This window comes from Alsobacter sp. P4_H11, from assembly GCF_056400925.1.
This window is the reverse complement of sequence record NZ_JBFUKI010000009.1, coordinates 168108-186255: the sequence shown is the minus strand read 5'-3', so window position 1 is coordinate 186255 and position 18148 is coordinate 168108. Positions and strand designations below refer to the sequence as shown.

Genomic DNA, 18148 nt, shown 5'->3' with positions numbered 1-18148 from the left:
TGATGGGTGGCGTCATGTTCCAGTTCTTCAACCCGCGGCCCGTCCTCGGCGGCGTTCGCCTTCGAGCGCCCGTCGCTCTCGCGATCGCGGCCCTCATCGGCGGCGCATCCATGATCGATGCAGCCGGCGCAACCCCGCCTGGCCTGTCCACCTATGCCTCTCCACTGCGCCAGAATGCTTCGGCCCCGAAAGTGGCGCTCATCATCGTGCCGGACGCGGCTAGCCGCGCGCCGCGCTGGGCGATCGCGCATGCGGACGAAGAGGCTTACCGCAAACGGCTCCTCGATCTCGGCTTCGATGTATCGGTGATTGGTCCGAGCGACCGTCTCGAGCTTGATCGCCTGCTTCGGGACAATGCGTCCCGGATCGCGAGCGGCAGCGACGTGGCGGTTCTCGTCCTCGGGGCAGCTCTCTCGAGCGATGACGACGTCCGGCTCGTTCCAACCGACGCGCCCGCTGACCTGATCGACCGGCCGGATCAACTTGAAGCCGAGACCGTCCGGCTCAGCGAAGTTCTGCGGCGCATCGCCGGCCGGTCGCCGCGGAATCTTGTCGCCATCGTGGACGAATGCCGCAGGCTGGGGGAGGGGGACCGGGCCTGCGCGGTCGAGAGCGCCGCGTCGCCGCGGGAGGCGAGCGTTATCGCGGCTCGACGGAAAACGGCGCGGCCCGGAACCAGTCCGCTGATTGCGCGGGCGTCCCTCAGGGACGACCTGCTGCCGCTCTTGTCGCAGGAGGGCCTCACCTTCGCGGACCTCCACTCGGCGCTCGTCCAGAAGCTTGGGCCGACCAACCTGACCATCGACGCGACCTCGACCCTGACGGGCGCCTTCGCGCTGGTCCCGGGCGGGTTCTTCGCCGGGCTGGCGACTGAGTGCAACAAGGTCGACCTCAACGCCGATCCGGTCGCCCTCAAGGCCGCCAGCCTCGACGGATTGCAGCGCAGCTGCGACGCCGCAGCGGCGCAGTACCCGTATGCGCGCCACTTCGTCGACCGCCAGTCGGCCGTGAAGGAGCAGCGTGCGTTCCAGCGCGCCGTGGCGTCCTGCGCCGACACGGTCGCGATCTCCGGCTTCGCCACCGCCTACCCGGCCAGCCGGTTCAGGAGGGTGGTGGAGGATTTCTCGCTCGCGTGCGCGCGCGAGCGAGACGACGCGCGCCTGCAGCGCGAGGCGCAGGATCGCGACCGCGCCCTGCGCGACGCCCAGGAGCGCGACCGCCTGCAACGCGAGGCGCAGGATCGCGAGCGCCTGCAGCGCGAGGCGCAGGATCGCGAGCGCGCGTTGCGCGAAGCCCAGGAGCGCGACCGCGCGCAACGCGAGGCCCAGGAACGCGCGGCGCAAGAAACCCAATCCGCCCAGCGCGTGATCCAGCAGATCGCGCAGACCTTCGTATCTCGCTATTATTGGACGTCGAGTTCGGACGGGGAGAGCGCAGGCGCGCGCCTCGCTGACCTCTACGCGCCGGTCGTCAGCTTCTATGGCCGGCAGCGAACCGCACCGGACATCATGGCGGAGAAACTGGCCTACAACGCGCGTTGGCCCGTCAGACGCTTTCTGATCAGACCAGGCTCTGTCGCGGCAGTTTGCGACGCGTCGTCCGGCGGGTGCCGGGTGACCGGGATGGTGGAGTTCGACTTCGAAAGCGCCGCCCGCAACGTTCGCTCCCGCGGTTTGTCATCGTTCGAATTCGTGGTCGGCAACATGATGTCGTCGCCCAGGGTGGTGGGCGAGCAGTCCAAGGTGGAGCAGCGGTTTTGACGACGCTCGCGTCCCGTCCGGTGAACGCTGCGTTGTATCTGGCGCTTTTCCTTGCCGGCTGTGCGCCGGCCTGGTCTCAGGAGCCTGTGGCCGGTATCCCAAGCGCCGAGCCGGACCAGGCCGAGCCGTCCAACGCCGACCCGCGCGAGGGCGCATGTGGTGGCCCACACGCGCTCGCCGGCCGCACCATCCGGGTCGGCGGCAAGGGCGGCCTGCAGATTGGGCTCAAGACCTACCAACAAACGCTCGATCTGGATGAAGGCGAAGTCGTACTCACGTTCGACGATGGGCCGAACCCCGAAACCACTGCTCGCGTCCTTGACGCTCTGAAAAGCGCCTGCGTGAAGGCGACGTTTTTCCTGATCGGACGGAACGCCGAGAAGCACCCGGCGCTCGTTCGACGGGAGGCTCAGGACGGGCATAGCGTGGGCCACCATTCCTGGTCCCACCCCGTCCAGACGTTGCGGGGGATGTCCGACGCTGACGCGGTTCTCGACATCGAGAAGGGAATAACCGCCGTCGACAAGGCGGCCGGCTGGGGCGGCCTCAACAGCCGCGCGCCGAGGTTTCCGTTTTTCCGGTTCCCGGGTTTTGCGGACACGGAATTGCTGAATGCGATGTTGGCGCAGCGAAACTTCGTCGTGTTCGGCACGGACCTCTGGGCATCCGATTGGCGCCCGATGGCCCCGGAGACGCAGTTGCGGCTGCTGCTTCAACGGCTGGACGAGGCAGGGCGCGGCATCATTCTGCTGCACGACGCACGCGCCCAGACGGCCGACATGCTGCCTGCGTTTCTGGAGGAATTGCGCAGACGCCATTACAAGGTTGTGCACCTCACGAACGGCGAAGCCACGCCAGCATTGCGGAGTGCGCCCGAGCCCTGGACATCGGAAACGGAGCCGATTGTTCGGCGCGTGCTGTCGCGGATGCACGCGCCTGATGCTGTTCGCACCTCGGCGGCGCCCGCCCGACCGGTCCACCCATCGCCACAACGGCGGCCGGCCCCGCTTCTGGACCTGGAAGGCCGCCCGACGGTCGCGGAGCCGCCACGATGACCAGGACCCTGACCATTCCGCGAACCTTTGCGATCTGCATGGCCCCGGCATGCGGTCTTGCGCTGCTGTTTTGCATTGGCGCGAGCGGTTCTTCGCTTGCTCAGGATGTGGGCTGGCCGTCCTGCCGAGACGCGCGAACCGCGCCGCAGAAAGTCGAAGCCTGCACGCGCGCTCTTCCGGCGATACGGAACGCCAAGCTGTCCGAACGAGCTTATCTTGGGCGTGGTTTGGCCTTTGTGGAATTGCGGCAGTATGACCAGGCGATCCGCGATTTCGATGCACTGATCCAGCTGAACGGCCAGGTCGCCGGGTACTTCGACAACCGCATGAACGCCTATCGGCAGAAAGGCGATTTTGCTCGTGCGCTCATTGACGCCGACGCCGCCGTACGGCTCGCCCCGGGCCACGCCTTTGTTTACCGCAGCCGCGGAATCGTTCACGAGGATCTCGGCCGTTATCCCGACAGCATTCGCGATTTCAGTGCGGGCCTGCAGATCGAGCCCGGCAATGCTGGCCTTCATGTCGACCGGGGGCGACTGCTCGCCAAGCTCGGTGACGTGAACGGCGCAATACGCGACTACACCGACGCGCTCAATATCGACGCTAAGTGGACGCAAGCTCTCAAAGAACGTGGTTTGGCCTATGTCGCCTTGGGCGACACGGGACGAGCAAAGGCCGACCTGCGACTATACCTGCAATTCGAACCTGCGGACTCTGACGCGGCGGCTGCTCTGGCTGTCATCGGATCAAACTGACGGTCAGTGCACCCGCTAGACGAAATAACGCCCGAAGCAAAGTCATCCAGCTTCCAGTATCACGTAGTTGCGGTGAACCCACCCACTCCAGCAAGGTCCTGCGTACGCCCGAACGGCCGGAATTGGACTGGAGACGTTGCAATTGATCGGGGAGAGCCGGCTCGGGGAGTAAACGATCCCGAGCCAAGGTCCCTCGGCGCCGCAAACGTAGATCGTATGATCATTGTAGAGCCGGTTGATCTCCGGAAATCGCCCTCCAGGTCCGTCCCTTACGGAAAGGAAGCCGCTCTTCGGATCCTCGAGCCGCTTCGGGCCAAGGTGAGCTACGCGACCTTGCACCCCGCATGCGTCACGAATGGAATTTCCGCCAATCATAATAGGCTGGCGTTCTGCTGCTTGAACTTCAAGAGCGGCCAGCAACGTAGCTCCGGTTAAAGCAATCACATACCTGATCATTCGCTTCCAGCCTATCGACGATTCAGGTTGGAGTTATGGCGGTTTTCAACCAACAAAAGGTTAGCAACGCTAAGCTGGAATCCGTTGGTGAAGCGCTCTGATATTGCCTCCTATTCGGTGCTATCTCTCAATTTCCTGCCGCGCTCACCTGGAGCGGCATCTCGTAACCAACGGACTGCTGTCGACCCAAAGCGGACCAAGGCGAGGTCTGCTACCGGGCAGCCGGATAATCCTGTGCGTGCTGGAGCCGACCCAGTCAGCCAGCATGGGTGCTTGCGTGCCCACCCGGGTTCCAGCGCCACGGTTCAACCCAAAGGTCCGATTTGTTCCGCGTGCCCCTGGCTCATGCATTCCCCCACGGTTTCGGTGAGGCGCTCGATGAGCCAGCGGCCGGCCGGCCCCGGGGGGCGGTCCGCCCGGTGGACGGCGCGCATCGGGGCCGACACGTCGTTCGGGGCCTCTTCCTGACGCAGCTGCACGAGCCGGCCAGCGGCGAGGTCCTCCTGCACAAGGTGGAGAGGCATGTTGCCCCAACCCAGGCCCGCCAGCAGGAAGACGCGCTTGGCGCCGAGGTCCGCCAGGCGCCACGGCTTGCGGCCGACCACGCCGAACTCCCGGCCCTTGGTCAGGTCCGAGCGGTCGGTCAGCACCAGCTGGACGTGTTCGGCGAGGACCTCGCGCGGGATTGGCGCGGTCTCGCGGGCGAGAGGGTGCTCCGGCGCAGCGACCGTCACCAGCCGGATCGCGAGGAGATGCTCCTCGACGAGCTGGGGCGGCACATCCGGCAGGAAGCCTGTGACCGCAAACGAGCACCGGCCGTCGAGGACGGGCTGCAGCACGGCGCCGAGGCCCTCGACGTCCACCCGCAGGGGCGTTTCGGGAAAGACACTCCGGAAATCCTGGACTGCGCGGGCGAAGACGGCGATCGGGAACATCACGTCGATCGCCACCGCGAGTTCGGGCTCCAGCCCTCCGCCCATGGCGCGGGCCTTTGCCTTGAGCGACCCGACCTGCCGCGTGATCGAACGGGCGTCGGCCAGCAGGGCCGTTCCGGCCTTGGTGAGCACCGGATAGCGTCCGGCGCGATCGAACAGCCGTACGCCGAGCTGCCCCTCCAGGTTAGCGAGGGTCTGGCTGACCACGGACTGGGAGCGGCCGAGCTTCCGACCCGCCGCCGAGAAGCTGCCCTCGTCCGCCGCGGCGAGGAATGTGAGCAGCTGGTCGAGGGACAAGGCATCGAGCAAGGATGGTCTCCCATCGGTTCGGCAGATGGATAGCATCGAGAGATAGAGGCTACTGCGATCGGCCGCGACTTCCTAGCTTCCCGGCGTCACTCCGACAGGCAGCAACGGATCGCCCCCATGAAACTCCTCCATCTCGATTCCAGCATCCTCGGCAGCAACTCCGTCAGCCGCGCGCTCACGGCGCGCATCGTCGCGGCCGAAGAGGCTCTTCACCCCGGCATCCAGGTGATCCGCCGCGATCTCGGCGCCGCTCCGATCTCGCATCTCACCGCGGAACATCTGGCCGCCCGGCAAGGCGCCGTGCCGGAGGGAGCTGAGATCCGGGCCGACGTGGCCGCGAGCGAGGACGCCCTGGAGGAGTTCCTGGCGGCCGACATCGTCGTGGTCGGCGCCCCCATGTATAATTTCTCCGTCCCAAGCCAGCTCAAGGCCTGGATCGACCGCATCGCCGTCGCCGGCCGCACCTTCCGCTACGGCGAGGCGGGACCGGTGGGCCTGGCCGGCGGCAAGACCGTGGTCGTCGCCTCGACACGCGGCGGCTTCTATGGCCCCGGCACGCCGAACGCCGCCCTCGAGCACCAGGAGAGCTACCTCCGCGCGGTCTTCGCGTTCCTGGGCGTGACCGACATCCGCTTCGTCCGCGCCGAGGGCATCGCGCTGGGCGAGGACCAGAAGGAGCGGTCCCTGCGTGACGCCGAGAGGGCGATCGAGGAATTGGCGGCTTGACCGACTGCGGCCTCAACCGCGCGAAGTCGCCGTTCTCGGGATCCCTGCCGTTTCAGCGGCCCGGCGCAGGTGAGCCGAGCTCACGAGCCATGCCTACCAGGGCCTTGAATGCGGCCGAGGGATTCTTCCTGGACGGATAGTAGAGGCACAAGGGAGGCATCGGCGGCGTCCAGGCCTCCAGCACGCGGACGAGCCGCCCCGCCGCGATGTCCTCGCGCACATCGGATTCGATGACGTAGCCGATGCCGAAGTCGGCGAGGACGGCGCCGCGCACCAGGCTCACCTCGTCCAGCGTGAGAGGGCCGGCGACGTCCATGTGCAGCGGCTGTCCGTCCTTCTCGAACCGCCAGCGGTAGAGGCTGCCGTCGGGCAGTCGCACGCGGATGCAGGCGTGGCCCGCCAGGTCCGGTGGGACCTTCGGCTCGCCATGCGCCCGCAGATAGGCCGGGGAGGCGACGACCGCGTTGCGCCGGGGCAGCCCGAGCGGAACCGCGATCATGTCGGTGGGAACGAGGTCCAGCCCGCGGACGCCGAGGTCGAAGCCGTCGGCGACGATGTCGACGAGCCGCCCCTCGGTGACGAGATCCACGTGGACCTGCGGGTAGCGCCGCAGGAAGGCGAGCAGCAGCGGTGCAAAGATCTCCCGCGCCGCCGCCGCGAAGGCGTTGATGCGTAGCGTGCCGGAGGGCGTCGCCTGGTGCGAGCGCGCCCCGTCGATGGCGGCGTGGATGTCCTGCAGCGCAGGGCCGACCTGGGCCACAAAGGTCCGCCCGGCGTCGGTCAGCGAAACGCTGCGCGTCGTCCGATTGAACAGCCGGACGCCGAGATCCCGCTCCAGCTTGGCGATGGCGTTGCTCAGCGCCGTCGTCGAGAGCCCGAGTTCCAGGGCCGCCGCGCGGAACGAGCCCTTCCGCGCGATGGCCAGGACCGCTTCCAGCTCGATCAGCCCTGGCCTGCTCATTGTCCTGTTTCTCGCAATCTCACATCCCGCTTTGTGCCGATGATCGCAACAACCGAGCACCTTAGATTGGGCTCACCGGTTCATCCAGAGGAGACCACAATGACCATGCCCGACAGCGTAAAGGCGTTTTTCGACGCCCAGCGCATTGGCCCCGAGGCCTTGGCGGCCGCGTTCCAGGACGACGCCGTCGTAAAGGACGAACGCACGCGCCGCGAGGGCTTGGCGGCCATCCGCGACTGGTGGACGGCCGCCAGGGAGAAATACCAGCACTCGGCGATGCCCATCGAGATGACGGGCGCCGGCGATGCGGTTTCCGTCTGCGCCGTCGTGACGGGCCGTTTTCCCGGCAGCCCGGCGACGCTCACCTACACCTTCACCCTGCGCGACCAGAAGATCGCCGAACTGGAGATTGGATGATGGTCGATTTTCTGAAGCTGCAAGGCAAGCGCGTCCTCGTCTCCGGCGGAACGAAAGGGGCAGGGGCCGCGACCGTCGCGCTCTTCCGCGAGCTCGGCGCGCAGGTGCTCACGGCCGCCCGTTCCAGGCCGGAAGGCCTTCCGGCCGAGGCCTTCGTGGCCGCCGACCTCATGACGGAGGAGGGTTGTCTGATCGTTGCCAAGGCCGCCCGCGAACGTCTCGGCGGCGTCGACGTCGTCGTGCACATGCTCGGCGGCTCGGCGGCGCCCGCGGGCGGGTTCGCGGCGCTGGGCGAGGCCGAGTGGCGCCGGGAATTCGACCTGAACTTCTACCCGGCCGTGCGGCTGGACAGGCTGCTCGTGCCCGGCATGGTGGGGCAGGGCAGCGGGGTCGTGATCCACGTCACGTCGATCCAGCGCCTGCTGCCCCTGCCCGAGGCGACCACGGCATACGCGGCCGCCAAGGCGGCGCTGTCAACTTACAGCAAGAGCCTCTCCAAGGAGGTCTCGCCCAGGGGCGTGCGGGTCGTCCGCGTCGCGCCGGGCTGGATCCTCACGGAGTCGTCGAACCACCTCGCGGAGCGCCTTGCCCAGGAGGCCGGCACGGATCTGGAAGGCGGCAAGAAGATCATCATGGATTCGATCGGCGGCATTCCGATCGGCCGACCCACGCGGCCCGATGAAATCGCCAACCTCATCGCCTTCCTGGCGTCAGACCGGGCGGCGACGATCACCGGAACCGAGGTCGTCATCGACGGCGGCACCGTGCCGACGACCTGAACAAGCACCTCATACTCATCAACCTCTCTCCCGAACCACGCGCGGCGAAACACGTCGCGCCGACGATGGAGCACATCCCATGACCAGGAACCCTCTATTGGCCGCCACCACTGCCATCGGCATCTCGGCGGCGACGCTCGCCCACCCCGCAGAGCGGATCCCCGACCACCAGGACATCCGGAACGTGGTGCTCGTCCACGGCGCGTTTGCCGACGGTTCGGGATGGCGCGGCGTCTATGACTGGTCCCGCGGAAACGGGCTCAGTTGAGGGGGGTTCCAGGCACGATCAGTGGCGTGAAGCCGAAGACGACGCCGGGGCTGTCCGGATCGACCGTGACCGTGACGGCGTGGACCTTCGTTTCACCCATCACCTCCAGCCGGGTCACGTTCGGGATCGGCTTGCGGGACGTGTCGAGGAACGAGCCGACCTCGAAAGTGTGAACGTCGCCGTGGATCACCAGCACGGGACGGCCGAACGCCTTTGAGCCGCGTTCCACCGCCTTGATGGTGTTGGCGAAGCCCGAGCTGCGGGGGACGTCGTTTTCACGCTGGGCGATGTCCATCACGTCGGCCTGCCAGGCGAGCACGACGGCCTTGGCGTTCGTCTCCATGGCCCTGCGGAACGCAGCGTCGATCCAGGCCACGTTCGCGGGATCACGCTCGAAGAACTCCATGGCGGTCTTCGCATCGCCGGCTTCCAGGTTGTTGTTGGAGCCGACGACATGGACCGTCGCGAACACGACGCCGTTCTTTTCGAAACGAGCGTTCTCGACCGTCGCCTTGAAGCGATCCATGACCTGCGGCTGGTTCTCGACCGGCATGGGGTTCTTGCCGAGCGATTGACCCGGCGTGGCGAAGAACATGGAGCGCACCTTGGCGAGCCGCTCCAGCGGATCGATGCGCCCGGCCTTCTCGCGGTGGCAGTCGGTCCACTCGTTGTCGCCGATCGTGTAGACGAGCGGCTGCTCGAAGGTTGCGAACTGATCCGACACCTTCTTGAAATTCTCGTCGGTACAAGGGCTGGAGCCCGATTTGATATCGCCGACATGGATGCTGAAGGCCGGCTTTTGGGCGTTGATCCGGGCGATCAGGCGATCGAATTTCTCGTAGTCGGCCGGGATCGTGTAGGGCATGTCGCCCAGCGCAACGAACGTGAAGGCGGCGGGGCCAGGCGTCTGGGCCTGGGCGCCTTGCGTGGCGAAGAACGCCAGAGTTGCGAATGCCAGCCTGCAAAACATGGAACAGTCCCCAAATAGCGTCGGCTTGGCTGGTACCGTGGTTTCGCAACAGCTCGGTGACGCTCCCGTCGGTTCACGTTGGGGCAGTCACCGGCGCGTCATCCCCTCGGGCTAGGGCTGTTGTCCTGCACGGCACGGGATTCGCTCATGGACGACCTTCTGTTCAGCTACGCGGACGAAACCACGCCGCCCTTCAGGCGCAAGGTGATCCGCGCGGTGGAGCGCCTGACGGGGCAGCCCGAGCTGAAGCGCATCTATGTGGACAACCAGCGCCGCCCGCAGCACGGGGAGAGCTTCTGGTCGGCTGCCGTGCGGCGCCTGCGGCTCGACGTGCGCCATGACGCCGGGCGGCTCGCGGCGCTGCCGAAGACCGGGCCTCTCGTGATCGTGGCCAACCATCCTTACGGCGTGCTCGACGGTCTCGTGATCGCCTGGCTGGCCGAGCGGGTCCGGGCGGATTTCAAGATCCTGACGCACGCCGTTCTGCTGCGCGCGCCCGAGGCGGCGCCGCAGCTTCTGCCGGTCGATTTTTCCGGTACGCCCGCCGCCATGGCGACGAATTTGGCGTCCCGCGCCGCCGCCCGCGACCATCTGGCCAAGGGCGGCTGCATTGTGGTGTTTCCGGCGGGCGGCGTCTCGACCTCGCCGGACCGGCTCGGCCGCAAACCGGCGCTGGATGCGCCATGGCAGCCTTTCACCGCCCAATTGATCGAAAAGTCCGGCGCGACGGTCGCGGCGGTCTATTTCGAGGGGCAGAACAGCCGCGTCTTCCAGATCGCGAGCCATCTCAGCCTGACGCTGCGGCTGGCGCTGATCTTTCACGAGGTGCGCAGCCGGATCGGCGCGGAGCTTACCGTCGCCATTGGCGCGCCGGTCGGCTGGAGCGAGCTCGCCCGCGTCGGCGACCGAAAGGCCGTGATGGCGGAGCTGCGCCGCCGTACCGAAGCGCTGGCGTTGGAGCTGCCGCCGAGGTCGTCGCCCGAACGGCGCAGCCTGGCCGTGGAAGGGCTCGCCCGGGTGAAGAACCGGATCAGCCGGCGCTTGCACCGCGCCGAAGCGACGAACTAGTCCAGCCTGCCTGCCGGCTCAGCGGCGCCCGCCGCCGCGACGCAGCGCCGCCGTGAGTCCGAAATAGACCAGCGACGCCGCCAGCACGGCGACCACGCAGGCCAACCAGAAACCGCGGTCGTCCTCCGCGAAAGGCAGCCCCTTGGTGTTCATCCCGAACAGGCCGGTCACCAGGGTGGCGGGCAGGAAGACGGCTGTCAGCATTGACAGGGCGTAGAGCTGGCGGTTCGTCTCGGCCGCGAGACGCGCCGAGATCTCGTCCTGCAGCAGGCGGGCGCGCTCCTGCGTCGAATGCACCTCCTGATGGATGGACTCCAGCCGCTGCGCGATGCGGCCGGCGGCTTCGCGCACATCGGCGGGCAGCCGCAGCGCGGGCGCGAGCTCGACGCGGCGGAACAGGCCCATGAGGCGCGACAGCTGGCGGTTCAGCCGTACGGCGCGCCGGCGCATGGCGCCAATGGAAGAACCGGCCTCCGCGCCGTAGCCCTCGAGGATCTTGTCTTCGATGCTGTCCACTGCGTGGCCGAGCTCGGCGGCGGCGGCGGCGGCCACGACATCCGCCTCGCGGTCCACGATGGCTTCCAGGAGGTCCAGCGCGGACTCGATCGGCCGTCCCGTCTCGACGGCGGTGCGCGTCGCCTCGATGGAGCGCAGGGATTGGCGCCGCCCGGTGATCAACAGGCGTTCGGCGAGGATAAAGCGCAGTTGCGCCAGTTCCTCGGTTTCGTGCGCGAAGTCGAGCTTCAGATCCACGAACACGCCCGCCAGCACGTCGCCCTCGATGTCGACCTGGTCGTGCTGCGTTGAGGCGAGCAGCACCTCCCGGGCCTCGTCGGGTATGAAGGTCTGGCGCGACACCCAATCGCGGCCGCGCTTGTCCACGAGGTTGACGTGAACCCACCAGAAGCGCCCGTCGGGGTCGGGCAACACGGGCGCGGCGTTCTGGGCCAGCGCCGCGCCGCGGCCGTTCTCGTCGAACCTGTAGGCAAACACGATGCCCGGCCGGGTATGCTCGTCAGCCAGGGGTAGCGCCGCGGCGCGGGCCTTCATGCCGGCGGCCGCCGAAGACGCGTGGCGTCAGTTGATCCGAGCCGCATCAGGCTTTCGTAGCTTCCGACGATGCGGCTTCGCCCTTGCGCCTGGAGGATTTGGGGCCCGACGCCGGGACGCTCGCAAGGTCGCCTGTCTTGTCGTTGGCGGCGGTCGGCACTGCCGCAACCGTAGCGTCCGTCTCGGCTGGCTTCGCCTTTGCGGTCTTCACCTTGCCTTTGTGTTTCTTCGGCTTGGTCGACTTTCCCTTGAGCTTGCCGATTGCGCTTTCGATGTGCTTCACCGCGAACGCGTGCAGTTTCTTGAGCGCGCGGCGCTCAGCCTTGAGGGCGTCGAGTTCGGCCTCAACAGCCTTCGTACCGGCCGAGCTCGCCAGGGCGGACATCAGGCCGCCGCGCCCGTCGATGCCTTTCACCTCGCCACGCGCCGACGCCGCCACCTTGCGGGCCTGCTTGGCGTCCTTATGGGCTTCGAGCAGCTTTTCGAATTTCCGAGCTTGTTTGTCAGTCATGCGACCACGCCTCCATTCGTCGGCACTATGATGAGCCCGATTGTCACAATCGAGCGGCGAAGCTTCCGCTTCGCGCCTGGATCTCGGAGGCAGGCTGAACCACATCGGCGGTTCACCCGGTGGCCGGCGTGCAGCGGCCGCGTGCGGGCCCCAGCACGTGCGCGGCCGGATGAACCGACGGATCGCAAACCGATCTCAAAGCCACGCCGAATCTCCGCCCGCATCGTTTCGCGCCGCTCGGTCGCACGACGCCGTGACGCGCCCATGACGCGCCGTGGCGGGTGCGAGCGCGCGATCGGCGCCTCATCTCGTTTGCTCCAGCGATTAAACGGCCGCCCTCCGAACCGGGACTCCTCGCGGCAGAAGGGCGATTTGCAGTCAAAACAGATGCTTAATGACGCTCATTACAGTTGCATGACAAGCACGGCGCACGCACAAAGCAAGGTTCCGGTCGACCGGTGTCCGTGGACGCTCGCAAGAATGTTCTCCGCCCAATCTCTGATCGCCATCCAGCCGCTCCGCCGCGAGAGCATTCGCGCGCCGCGGCGCGTGGAGCCGGCGTGGGCCACCGGGCGATTGGCGTCGCCTGCGGGCGATCCCGCGCCGCCCGGCGCCGAGACCGGCGTGCTGCGCATGCGCGACGGCGTGCAGGTGCGCTTCGCGTCCTGGCGGCCGCGCGGTCCGGCGCGCGGCACGATGTGGGTCTTGCAGGGCCGCGCCGACTTCATCGAGAAATATTACGAGACCGTGCGCGACCTGCTGAACCGGGGTTTCGCGGTCGCAACCTTCGACTGGCGCGGGCAGGGCGGTTCGCAGCGCCTCGTCGCCGATCCGCGCATGAACCACGTCGAAAGCTTCGATCCTTATGTCTTGGACTTGCAGGAGATCGTGACGCGTCGGTGGTTCGCGGGCCTGCCCCGGCCGTTTCACGCCCTGGCGCACTCCATGGGCGCCAATGTTCTCCTCCAGGCCCTCGCGCGCAATCACGGCCTGTTCGCGAGCGCCGTGTTGACCGCGCCCATGATCGAACTGGCCGCGAACCTTCGCCCGAACGCGGCCAAGATGGTCGCGGCGGCGCTCACCGCCTCGGGCTTCGGCCAGGCGGCGATCCCGGGCGGGGGGCGAGGCGCCGAGGTGGCGGCGCCGTTCCGCCCTGACAATCTGCTGACCGCGTGCCCGGTCCGGTATGGACGCGCCGCCGCCATGGCGTTCCAGGCGCAGCACCTCACCGTCGGTCGTCCCACGGTCGGCTGGGTCAACGCCGCCGCGCAGGCCATGCGGGCGTTGCGCGAGGCGCCGCCCGTCACTACGCCGTTGCTGATAACGGCCGGCGACCGCGACCGCGTCACCTCCACGGCCGCCGCCCTGGCGCACTGCGGGACGCTGCCGAACGCCCGCACGGTGGCGCTGGCCGACTGCGCGCACGAGGTGCTGCTCGAAACTGACCCTGTCCGCGCCCGCTTCTGGGGCGCGTTCGACGCGTTCATGGGCCGGTAGGCGGGCGCCCGGGAAGGCGGTCGCCGGTAGCGCTGGCGGGGTGTCCTGCGCGCCGAGGCTTGCGAGCGAACCCGGCTTGGATCGGTTGCCGTATTGAAAATGCCGCGACATGCGCCTACGTCCCGCCGGATGGCGAACTCATGGCGGGGCGTGCTGCGCAACTGGGCCTTGGCGGCCATCGGGATGGGCCTCGGCGCGCTCGTCTTTATCGTCGCAGTCGACCCTTATGATGCAGGTCAGGTATCGCATCTCGGGCTGGGCTACACGCGGGCGCAAGCCCCGCGCACCGCGCATGCAAGCAGGGCCCGAGATCCCGCGTTCGACGCCGCAATCATCGGGAATTCGCACGTGCAACTGCTGAGCCCGGTCCGCCTCGGGCAGGCGACGGGCGCCCACTTCGTATCGCTTGCGGTTCCAGGCTCGGGAGCGCCGGAACAAAAAGCCTTGCTGGATTTTTTCCTGCGCCGACATCCACAGCCCGCCAAAGCGGTTGTGATTGGGATCGACGAATACACCTGCCGCGCCGGCGCAGCCAGCCAGGAGCAATTGCAAGGCGGCCCCTTTCCATTCTGGCTGTATGCGCCTGATTTCTGGACCTACGCCAAAGGCGCATTCCGGTCCGCCGTATTCGGGGACGCCGTCTCCCTCGTGCTTGGTGTGGGGGGCGCAAACGTGCTGGCCGGCCGAGACGGATACTGGAACTACGAACTCGGTCGGACATGGCGTGAACCGGAGGCGGCAGTGGCGGTCCGGACCATGTCGCTGGCGGAGAGCCCAGGACCATTCCTTGGTCTTGGGGTTCTGGGGGAGATGCTCGACGAGATCCCTCCGCTCACGCCCGTTATCCTCGTGCTTACGCCAGTTTACGCCCCGTGGCGGCCGAGCAGCGAGAGCCCGGCCGCTGCGGCCGAGATCGCTTGCAAAGCAGCCATTTCGAGGGTTGCGGCCCGCGCAAACGTGAAAGTCATCGATTTCCGAGGCGATACCGCGCTGACCCGCAATCCGAGATCATTCTGGGACGGCTCGCACGTCACAGAGGAGGCGGCGCTGCGCATCGAAGCAGCCATCGCGGAAGGATTGCAGGCCCTCTCTCACTGAGTGAACAGGCCATCGATGCCGTTTGGCCTTCTGCTACGCGGATTACGTTGGCCGCAGGTCCGGCATGGGCTGGTAAACGACGACAAGATCGAGCGGGTCGCCCACGCAATTGGCCCAGCCCGGCGGACCGCGCCGACGATAGCATCGACCTTGGCCAACGACGGGCTGTTCCCGGTTTTGGTTCAAGGCCGATGAGCCCGACTTGCCTCGCCAGCGTAACGATCGATGGCGGCTCGGGCGTTGAAGAGAAGGCGGCCTGGTCCAAGCTCCTGGTCAAGTCGGGCGTTGCGCACGACGGACAGCACATCGGGGTTCAGTCCGACGAGCCAGGCTTCTATGCCGGCCTTTTCTGCGCGGCGCAGGCCACCGCGCAGCATTTCCAGTGCGCTGTATTCCAGATCCGGAACCCGGCTCAAATCGAGCACGAGAACCCGTGGCCGAGCGTCCGCCACGAATGTCGCAATGCGATCGGCTACGACCTGGGCGTTTCCGAAATACAGGCGGCCTGCGGGGCGCAGGATGAGGAGCCCTTCGAAAGTCTCATCGTCGGGGTGCTCGGGCGAGACTGGCCGAAGCACGTCGGCCCCCCGCTTGCGGCCGATGATGGAGATACGGGGCTGCGCCGTCTGTCTTGCGAGACCCACCACGGACAGAATGATCGCCACGACAATGCCTTGCAGGGTGCCGAAGACCAGGACGCCGATAGCGGCGACCACGGCCCAGTGAAATTCCATGCGCCGCACGCGGTAAATCGACAAGAACTCCGCCGGCTGAATCAGGACCACTGAGTAGAAGATGACGATGGAGGCCAGCGTTGCTTGGGGCAGGAAGCCAAGCAGCGGAGCGAGAACCAGCATCGTGGCAAGCGCGGCCGCGGCGGTGACCAGCGAGGCCCGTTGCGAGTGGGCGCCCGCGGCGCGGGCTACTCCCGTTTGCGAGGCGCCGCCGCCTGCCGGCATTGCGCCAAGCAGCGCACCGCCGAGGTTGGCCGCCCCGGTCGCGATCAGTTCGCGGTTGGCGTCGATCGGTGGGTCGTCCTGATCGGCGAAAGCGCGCCCAGCCGCGACAGTCTCAGTAAAGCTCATCAAGGCGATTCCGAACGCGCCGGGCAACAGGTCTCGGACCAGAGTGAGGTCCGGCATTGTCAGTGACGGTAGTCCCTTTGGGATGAAGCCGACCGTGCTGACTCCCGAGGCGCTAAGCCCTAAGGCCCACGAGGCGAGAATGGCTCCGGCGACGATCACGAGCGGAGCCGGGGCGCCGGGCTTCAGTCTCTTCAACGCCACGAGGGCGCCAAGGCTCACGGCGGCGATCGCGACGGTGTACATCGACGTTTCCGGCAGAGATCGTGCGACGCTCAACGCATCAGTGAAGAAGGATTGCTTTGGAACATGCAGCCCCAGCAGCTTGGGGGTTTGGTCCAGCACGATCACAAGGCCAATTCCGGCCTTGAACCCGGTCAGTACAGGGACCGAGATGAAGTTGGCGACGAAGCCGAGCTTGAGAACTCGCGCCAGGATAAGGACGATCCCGACAAGCGCCACAAGGGTTGCGACGGCCCGGCCCGCGTCTTCGCCATCAACAGCCAGACTTTCGAGCTCCGCGCCTGTCAGGATGCCGAGCGTGGTCGTCGAGCTGACGCTCAGCACGCGCGACGATCCCAGGAGGGCGTAGATCGCCATCGGCGCAAACGCCGTATAGAGGCCCACCGCTACCGGTAGGCCCGCCACCGAGGCGTAGGCCATGGCCTTCGGCAGCACGACAGCAGCGGCGGTAAGACCCCCCGTGAGGTCTTGAATGAAGCCGCGCCGCGCGTCGGCAGGCGCCGTATTTTCGGAATTATTCTCTGCTTGTAGGGAGTGCTTCACCTGCGAAGTTTAGGCGAACGCGGCTGTCATTCGGCTGAGCGAGATCAGTTTCCTTTCAAGGTCGCCAATCAGCAAAGGTGGTCTAGCCAGCAATCAGGCTTCGGAGGCGCGGCGGGTGGGACTCTTCGATAAGGCTCGGGAGTGGGCAAGAGCCGTAAAAAGGGACGTGGTCGCCCTCTGGCTCGCCGCCCGGCATCCGTTGACGCCCTGGTACGCCAAACTGGTCGCCGCCCTGGTGGCCGCCTACGCCTTGAGCCCGATCGATCTCATCCCCGATTTCATACCCGTGATCGGCTACCTGGATGATCTCATCATCGTGCCGCTCGGGATCCTCCTGATGGTGCGGCTCATCCCCCTGGAGTTGATCGCGGAACTGCGGGCTGCAGCGGCGGCAAGGCATGATCGGCCGGTCAGCTGGGTCGGAGGCGGACTTGTCGCCGCGATCTGGATCACCGCTGCGGCCTACTTGGCATGGATGTTCTGGCCCTTCGCGGGGTGGGGTCTGGCGACACGCCCATTCCGTTGAGGCCGCCGGTCCGGGACCGGCTCCGCGCCTCTCACTCCGCACCGGGTTGCGAACGGACGAAATCATCGACGTCCTGGGCGGTCGGGATGCTGGCGCCGCCGCCCCATCGCGTGCATTTCACACCGGCGACGAGGCTGGCGAAGCGCATCGCGTCGTGAGCGGGCAGGCAGCGCGCGAGCGCCAACGCGAAGGCGCCGTGGAACACGTCGCCGGCCGCGAGGGTGTCGATCGCCACGATCCGGAGCGCGGGTTCGTGATGTGCGCCGTCGGCGTCCACCCAGGTGACTCCACCATCGCCCAGCGTGACCGCGACAAGCTGCTGCCCGCCGGCGTCCCGGATCGCGGCCAAGCGGCGGATCTCGTCGCCCGGCCCGGCCAGAAGCTCGAGCGCGGGCGCGGAAAAGACGACGTGCGAGGCCAGCGGCGCGAGCCGCGCCAGAGCGGCGGGGTCGGGCGTGACGTCGGCGTCCAGAACGGACGGCAGCCCAAGCGCGCGGGCGCGCAGCAGGACGCGCTCCGCCGCGTCGGGCCAGCGCAGGTCGGCCAGCACCGCATGGTGGCGGCCGACTTCGTCGAGCGGAAGCCAGCTCGCGTCGGCGTCGAGGTTCGGGTCGGTGAACACGAAGATCACGCGCTCGCCGTCGGGCGTTACGCCTACAGAGGAGATTCCGGAGCGGGTGTCGGCGCAACGGCGGACACGCCCGACATCCACGCCGCTTCGGACCAGGTCATCGATGATGCGGTCGCCCTGGAGGTCGGCCCCGATGCGGGCCCAGAGCGTGGCCCGGCCGCCTTGGCGGGCCACCGTCAGGGCGGCGTTCGCGGCGGGGCCCCCGACCGAGCAGGCGAAATCGGACGCATAAATCTTGGTCGCCCGCTTCGGGATCTCCTTGAGCGCGAAGATCTCGTCGAAAACCGCGATACCGACGCACAACACCGACGGCGTATTCCGTCCGTCGCCTTCCTCGCCCTGCTTGGCCGCCACCACATCCTCCGGCAGTTCGCGCCGCTTTGCGCGGCATCGTTGTTCGCGCTTCCCTGCGCTTCTCGGCACGAGCGTAGAAGGGCGCCTCGCGTTGCGCCAACCCGCCCCAATTCCCGCATCATATGTGGGATTGTGTGAGATTGAAATGTGGTGT

Annotated in this window: 17 protein-coding genes and 1 pseudogene; 11 read left to right on the top strand and 7 right to left on the bottom strand. The window is 67.2% G+C overall.

Features of this window, described 5'->3' with window-relative positions:
* The first annotated feature begins 2 nt into the window (after window positions 1-2).
* Genes AC1DSZ_RS17385 through AC1DSZ_RS17375 form a run of 3 tightly spaced genes read left to right on the top strand, consistent with a single transcriptional unit; the run spans window position 3 to window position 3570 of the window.
* Window positions 3-1760 carry an MAP7 domain-containing protein gene (locus AC1DSZ_RS17385; protein WP_476839606.1) on the top strand — a complete coding sequence of 586 codons (1758 nt, stop codon included), beginning with the start codon at window positions 3-5 and terminating at the stop codon, window positions 1758-1760.
* Complete coding sequence (locus AC1DSZ_RS17380; RefSeq protein ID WP_476839605.1) at window positions 1757-2815, top strand: polysaccharide deacetylase family protein; 1059 nt, start codon at window positions 1757-1759, stop codon at window positions 2813-2815. Before AC1DSZ_RS17385 ends, AC1DSZ_RS17380 begins: the two co-directional genes overlap by 4 nt.
* Entirely contained in the window at window positions 2812-3570 is a 759-nt protein-coding gene (locus AC1DSZ_RS17375) for a tetratricopeptide repeat protein (protein ID WP_476839604.1), read from the top strand. The genes AC1DSZ_RS17380 and AC1DSZ_RS17375 overlap by 4 nt, the downstream gene beginning before the upstream one ends.
* A 761-nt stretch (window positions 3571-4331) precedes the next feature.
* On the opposite strand, the gene AC1DSZ_RS17370 is transcribed toward AC1DSZ_RS17375, so the two are convergent.
* The gene (locus AC1DSZ_RS17370) at window positions 4332-5270 is read right to left on the bottom strand and encodes a LysR family transcriptional regulator (protein WP_476839603.1); all 939 of its coding nucleotides are present in this window, start codon (window positions 5268-5270) and stop codon (window positions 4332-4334) included.
* A gap of 117 nt (window positions 5271-5387) precedes the next feature.
* On the opposite strand from AC1DSZ_RS17370, the gene AC1DSZ_RS17365 reads away from it, so the two are divergent.
* On the top strand, window positions 5388-5996 hold the full coding sequence (locus tag AC1DSZ_RS17365) for an FMN-dependent NADH-azoreductase (RefSeq protein ID WP_476839602.1): 609 nt from the start codon (window positions 5388-5390) through the stop codon (window positions 5994-5996).
* A 52-nt stretch (window positions 5997-6048) separates the two neighbouring features.
* Here the strand turns inward: AC1DSZ_RS17365 and AC1DSZ_RS17360 are convergent, their stop codons facing one another.
* Window positions 6049-6957, bottom strand: a complete 909-nt coding sequence (locus AC1DSZ_RS17360; RefSeq protein WP_476839601.1) for a LysR family transcriptional regulator — start codon at window positions 6955-6957, stop codon at window positions 6049-6051.
* A gap of 99 nt (window positions 6958-7056) precedes the next feature.
* On the opposite strand from AC1DSZ_RS17360, the gene AC1DSZ_RS17355 reads away from it, so the two are divergent.
* The 3 genes and pseudogenes from AC1DSZ_RS17355 to AC1DSZ_RS17345 form a co-directional block, all read left to right on the top strand.
* Entirely contained in the window at window positions 7057-7374 is a 318-nt protein-coding gene (locus tag AC1DSZ_RS17355; RefSeq protein ID WP_476839600.1) for a nuclear transport factor 2 family protein, read from the top strand.
* Window positions 7374-8153 carry an SDR family oxidoreductase gene (locus AC1DSZ_RS17350; RefSeq protein WP_476839599.1) on the top strand — a complete coding sequence of 260 codons (780 nt, stop codon included), beginning with the start codon at window positions 7374-7376 and terminating at the stop codon, window positions 8151-8153. Before AC1DSZ_RS17355 ends, AC1DSZ_RS17350 begins: the two co-directional genes overlap by 1 nt.
* Window positions 8154-8232: 79 nt before the next feature.
* Window positions 8233-8394, top strand: a pseudogene (locus AC1DSZ_RS17345) (alpha/beta hydrolase); the annotation flags it as partial.
* 19 nt (window positions 8395-8413) lie between these two features.
* Here the strand turns inward: AC1DSZ_RS17345 and AC1DSZ_RS17340 are convergent.
* Window positions 8414-9391 carry a hypothetical protein gene (locus tag AC1DSZ_RS17340; RefSeq protein ID WP_476839598.1) on the bottom strand — a complete coding sequence of 326 codons (978 nt, stop codon included), beginning with the start codon at window positions 9389-9391 and terminating at the stop codon, window positions 8414-8416.
* Window positions 9392-9538: 147 nt separating this feature from the next.
* On the opposite strand from AC1DSZ_RS17340, the gene AC1DSZ_RS17335 reads away from it, so the two are divergent.
* Entirely contained in the window at window positions 9539-10459 is a 921-nt protein-coding gene (locus tag AC1DSZ_RS17335) for a lysophospholipid acyltransferase family protein (protein ID WP_476839597.1), read from the top strand.
* 18 nt (window positions 10460-10477) lie between these two features.
* Here the strand turns inward: AC1DSZ_RS17335 and AC1DSZ_RS17330 are convergent, their stop codons facing one another.
* Window positions 10478-11509, bottom strand: a complete 1032-nt coding sequence (locus AC1DSZ_RS17330; protein ID WP_476839596.1) for a CorA family divalent cation transporter — start codon at window positions 11507-11509, stop codon at window positions 10478-10480.
* Window positions 11510-11555: 46 nt separating this feature from the next.
* On the bottom strand, window positions 11556-12125 hold the full coding sequence (locus tag AC1DSZ_RS17325) for a hypothetical protein (RefSeq protein WP_476839595.1): 570 nt from the start codon (window positions 12123-12125) through the stop codon (window positions 11556-11558).
* A 375-nt stretch (window positions 12126-12500) separates the two neighbouring features.
* On the opposite strand from AC1DSZ_RS17325, the gene AC1DSZ_RS17320 reads away from it, so the two are divergent.
* Both AC1DSZ_RS17320 and AC1DSZ_RS17315 read left to right on the top strand, forming a co-directional pair.
* Window positions 12501-13517 (top strand): alpha/beta fold hydrolase, encoded by a 1017-nt coding sequence (locus AC1DSZ_RS17320; RefSeq protein WP_476839594.1) that lies wholly within the window; start codon window positions 12501-12503, stop codon window positions 13515-13517.
* A 150-nt stretch (window positions 13518-13667) separates the two neighbouring features.
* On the top strand, window positions 13668-14615 hold the full coding sequence (locus tag AC1DSZ_RS17315; RefSeq protein ID WP_476839593.1) for a hypothetical protein: 948 nt from the start codon (window positions 13668-13670) through the stop codon (window positions 14613-14615).
* 182 nt (window positions 14616-14797) lie between these two features.
* Here AC1DSZ_RS17315 and AC1DSZ_RS17310 read toward each other — a convergent pair whose 3' ends face one another.
* Entirely contained in the window at window positions 14798-16414 is a 1617-nt protein-coding gene (locus tag AC1DSZ_RS17310; RefSeq protein ID WP_476839649.1) for a SulP family inorganic anion transporter, read from the bottom strand.
* Window positions 16415-16598: 184 nt separating this feature from the next.
* Between AC1DSZ_RS17310 and AC1DSZ_RS17305 the strand changes: the two genes are divergently transcribed.
* Complete coding sequence (locus tag AC1DSZ_RS17305; protein WP_476839592.1) at window positions 16599-17009, top strand: YkvA family protein; 411 nt, start codon at window positions 16599-16601, stop codon at window positions 17007-17009.
* 31 nt (window positions 17010-17040) lie between these two features.
* Here AC1DSZ_RS17305 and AC1DSZ_RS17300 read toward each other — a convergent pair whose 3' ends face one another.
* Window positions 17041-17994: a PfkB family carbohydrate kinase gene (locus tag AC1DSZ_RS17300; protein ID WP_476839591.1), complete on the bottom strand. Its 954-nt coding sequence runs from the start codon at window positions 17992-17994 to the stop codon at window positions 17041-17043.
* Window positions 17995-18148 lie beyond the last annotated feature (154 nt).

What these genes read in the sequence shown, in the direction of transcription:
- AC1DSZ_RS17330 (WP_476839596.1), bottom strand. Translation starts at nt 11,509, where the DNA reads ATGAAGGCCCGCGCCGCGGCGCTACCCCTGGCTGACGAGCATACCCGG.
- AC1DSZ_RS17365 (WP_476839602.1), top strand. Translation starts at nt 5,388, where the DNA reads ATGAAACTCCTCCATCTCGATTCCAGCATCCTCGGCAGCAACTCCGTC.
- AC1DSZ_RS17355 (WP_476839600.1), top strand. Translation starts at nt 7,057, where the DNA reads ATGACCATGCCCGACAGCGTAAAGGCGTTTTTCGACGCCCAGCGCATT.
- AC1DSZ_RS17385 (WP_476839606.1), top strand. Translation starts at nt 3, where the DNA reads ATGGGTGGCGTCATGTTCCAGTTCTTCAACCCGCGGCCCGTCCTCGGC.
- AC1DSZ_RS17375 (WP_476839604.1), top strand. Translation starts at nt 2,812, where the DNA reads ATGACCAGGACCCTGACCATTCCGCGAACCTTTGCGATCTGCATGGCC.
- AC1DSZ_RS17350 (WP_476839599.1), top strand. Translation starts at nt 7,374, where the DNA reads ATGGTCGATTTTCTGAAGCTGCAAGGCAAGCGCGTCCTCGTCTCCGGC.
- AC1DSZ_RS17340 (WP_476839598.1), bottom strand. Translation starts at nt 9,391, where the DNA reads ATGTTTTGCAGGCTGGCATTCGCAACTCTGGCGTTCTTCGCCACGCAA.
- AC1DSZ_RS17320 (WP_476839594.1), top strand. Translation starts at nt 12,501, where the DNA reads ATGTTCTCCGCCCAATCTCTGATCGCCATCCAGCCGCTCCGCCGCGAG.
- AC1DSZ_RS17335 (WP_476839597.1), top strand. Translation starts at nt 9,539, where the DNA reads ATGGACGACCTTCTGTTCAGCTACGCGGACGAAACCACGCCGCCCTTC.
- AC1DSZ_RS17325 (WP_476839595.1), bottom strand. Translation starts at nt 12,125, where the DNA reads ATGTGGTTCAGCCTGCCTCCGAGATCCAGGCGCGAAGCGGAAGCTTCG.
- AC1DSZ_RS17360 (WP_476839601.1), bottom strand. Translation starts at nt 6,957, where the DNA reads ATGAGCAGGCCAGGGCTGATCGAGCTGGAAGCGGTCCTGGCCATCGCG.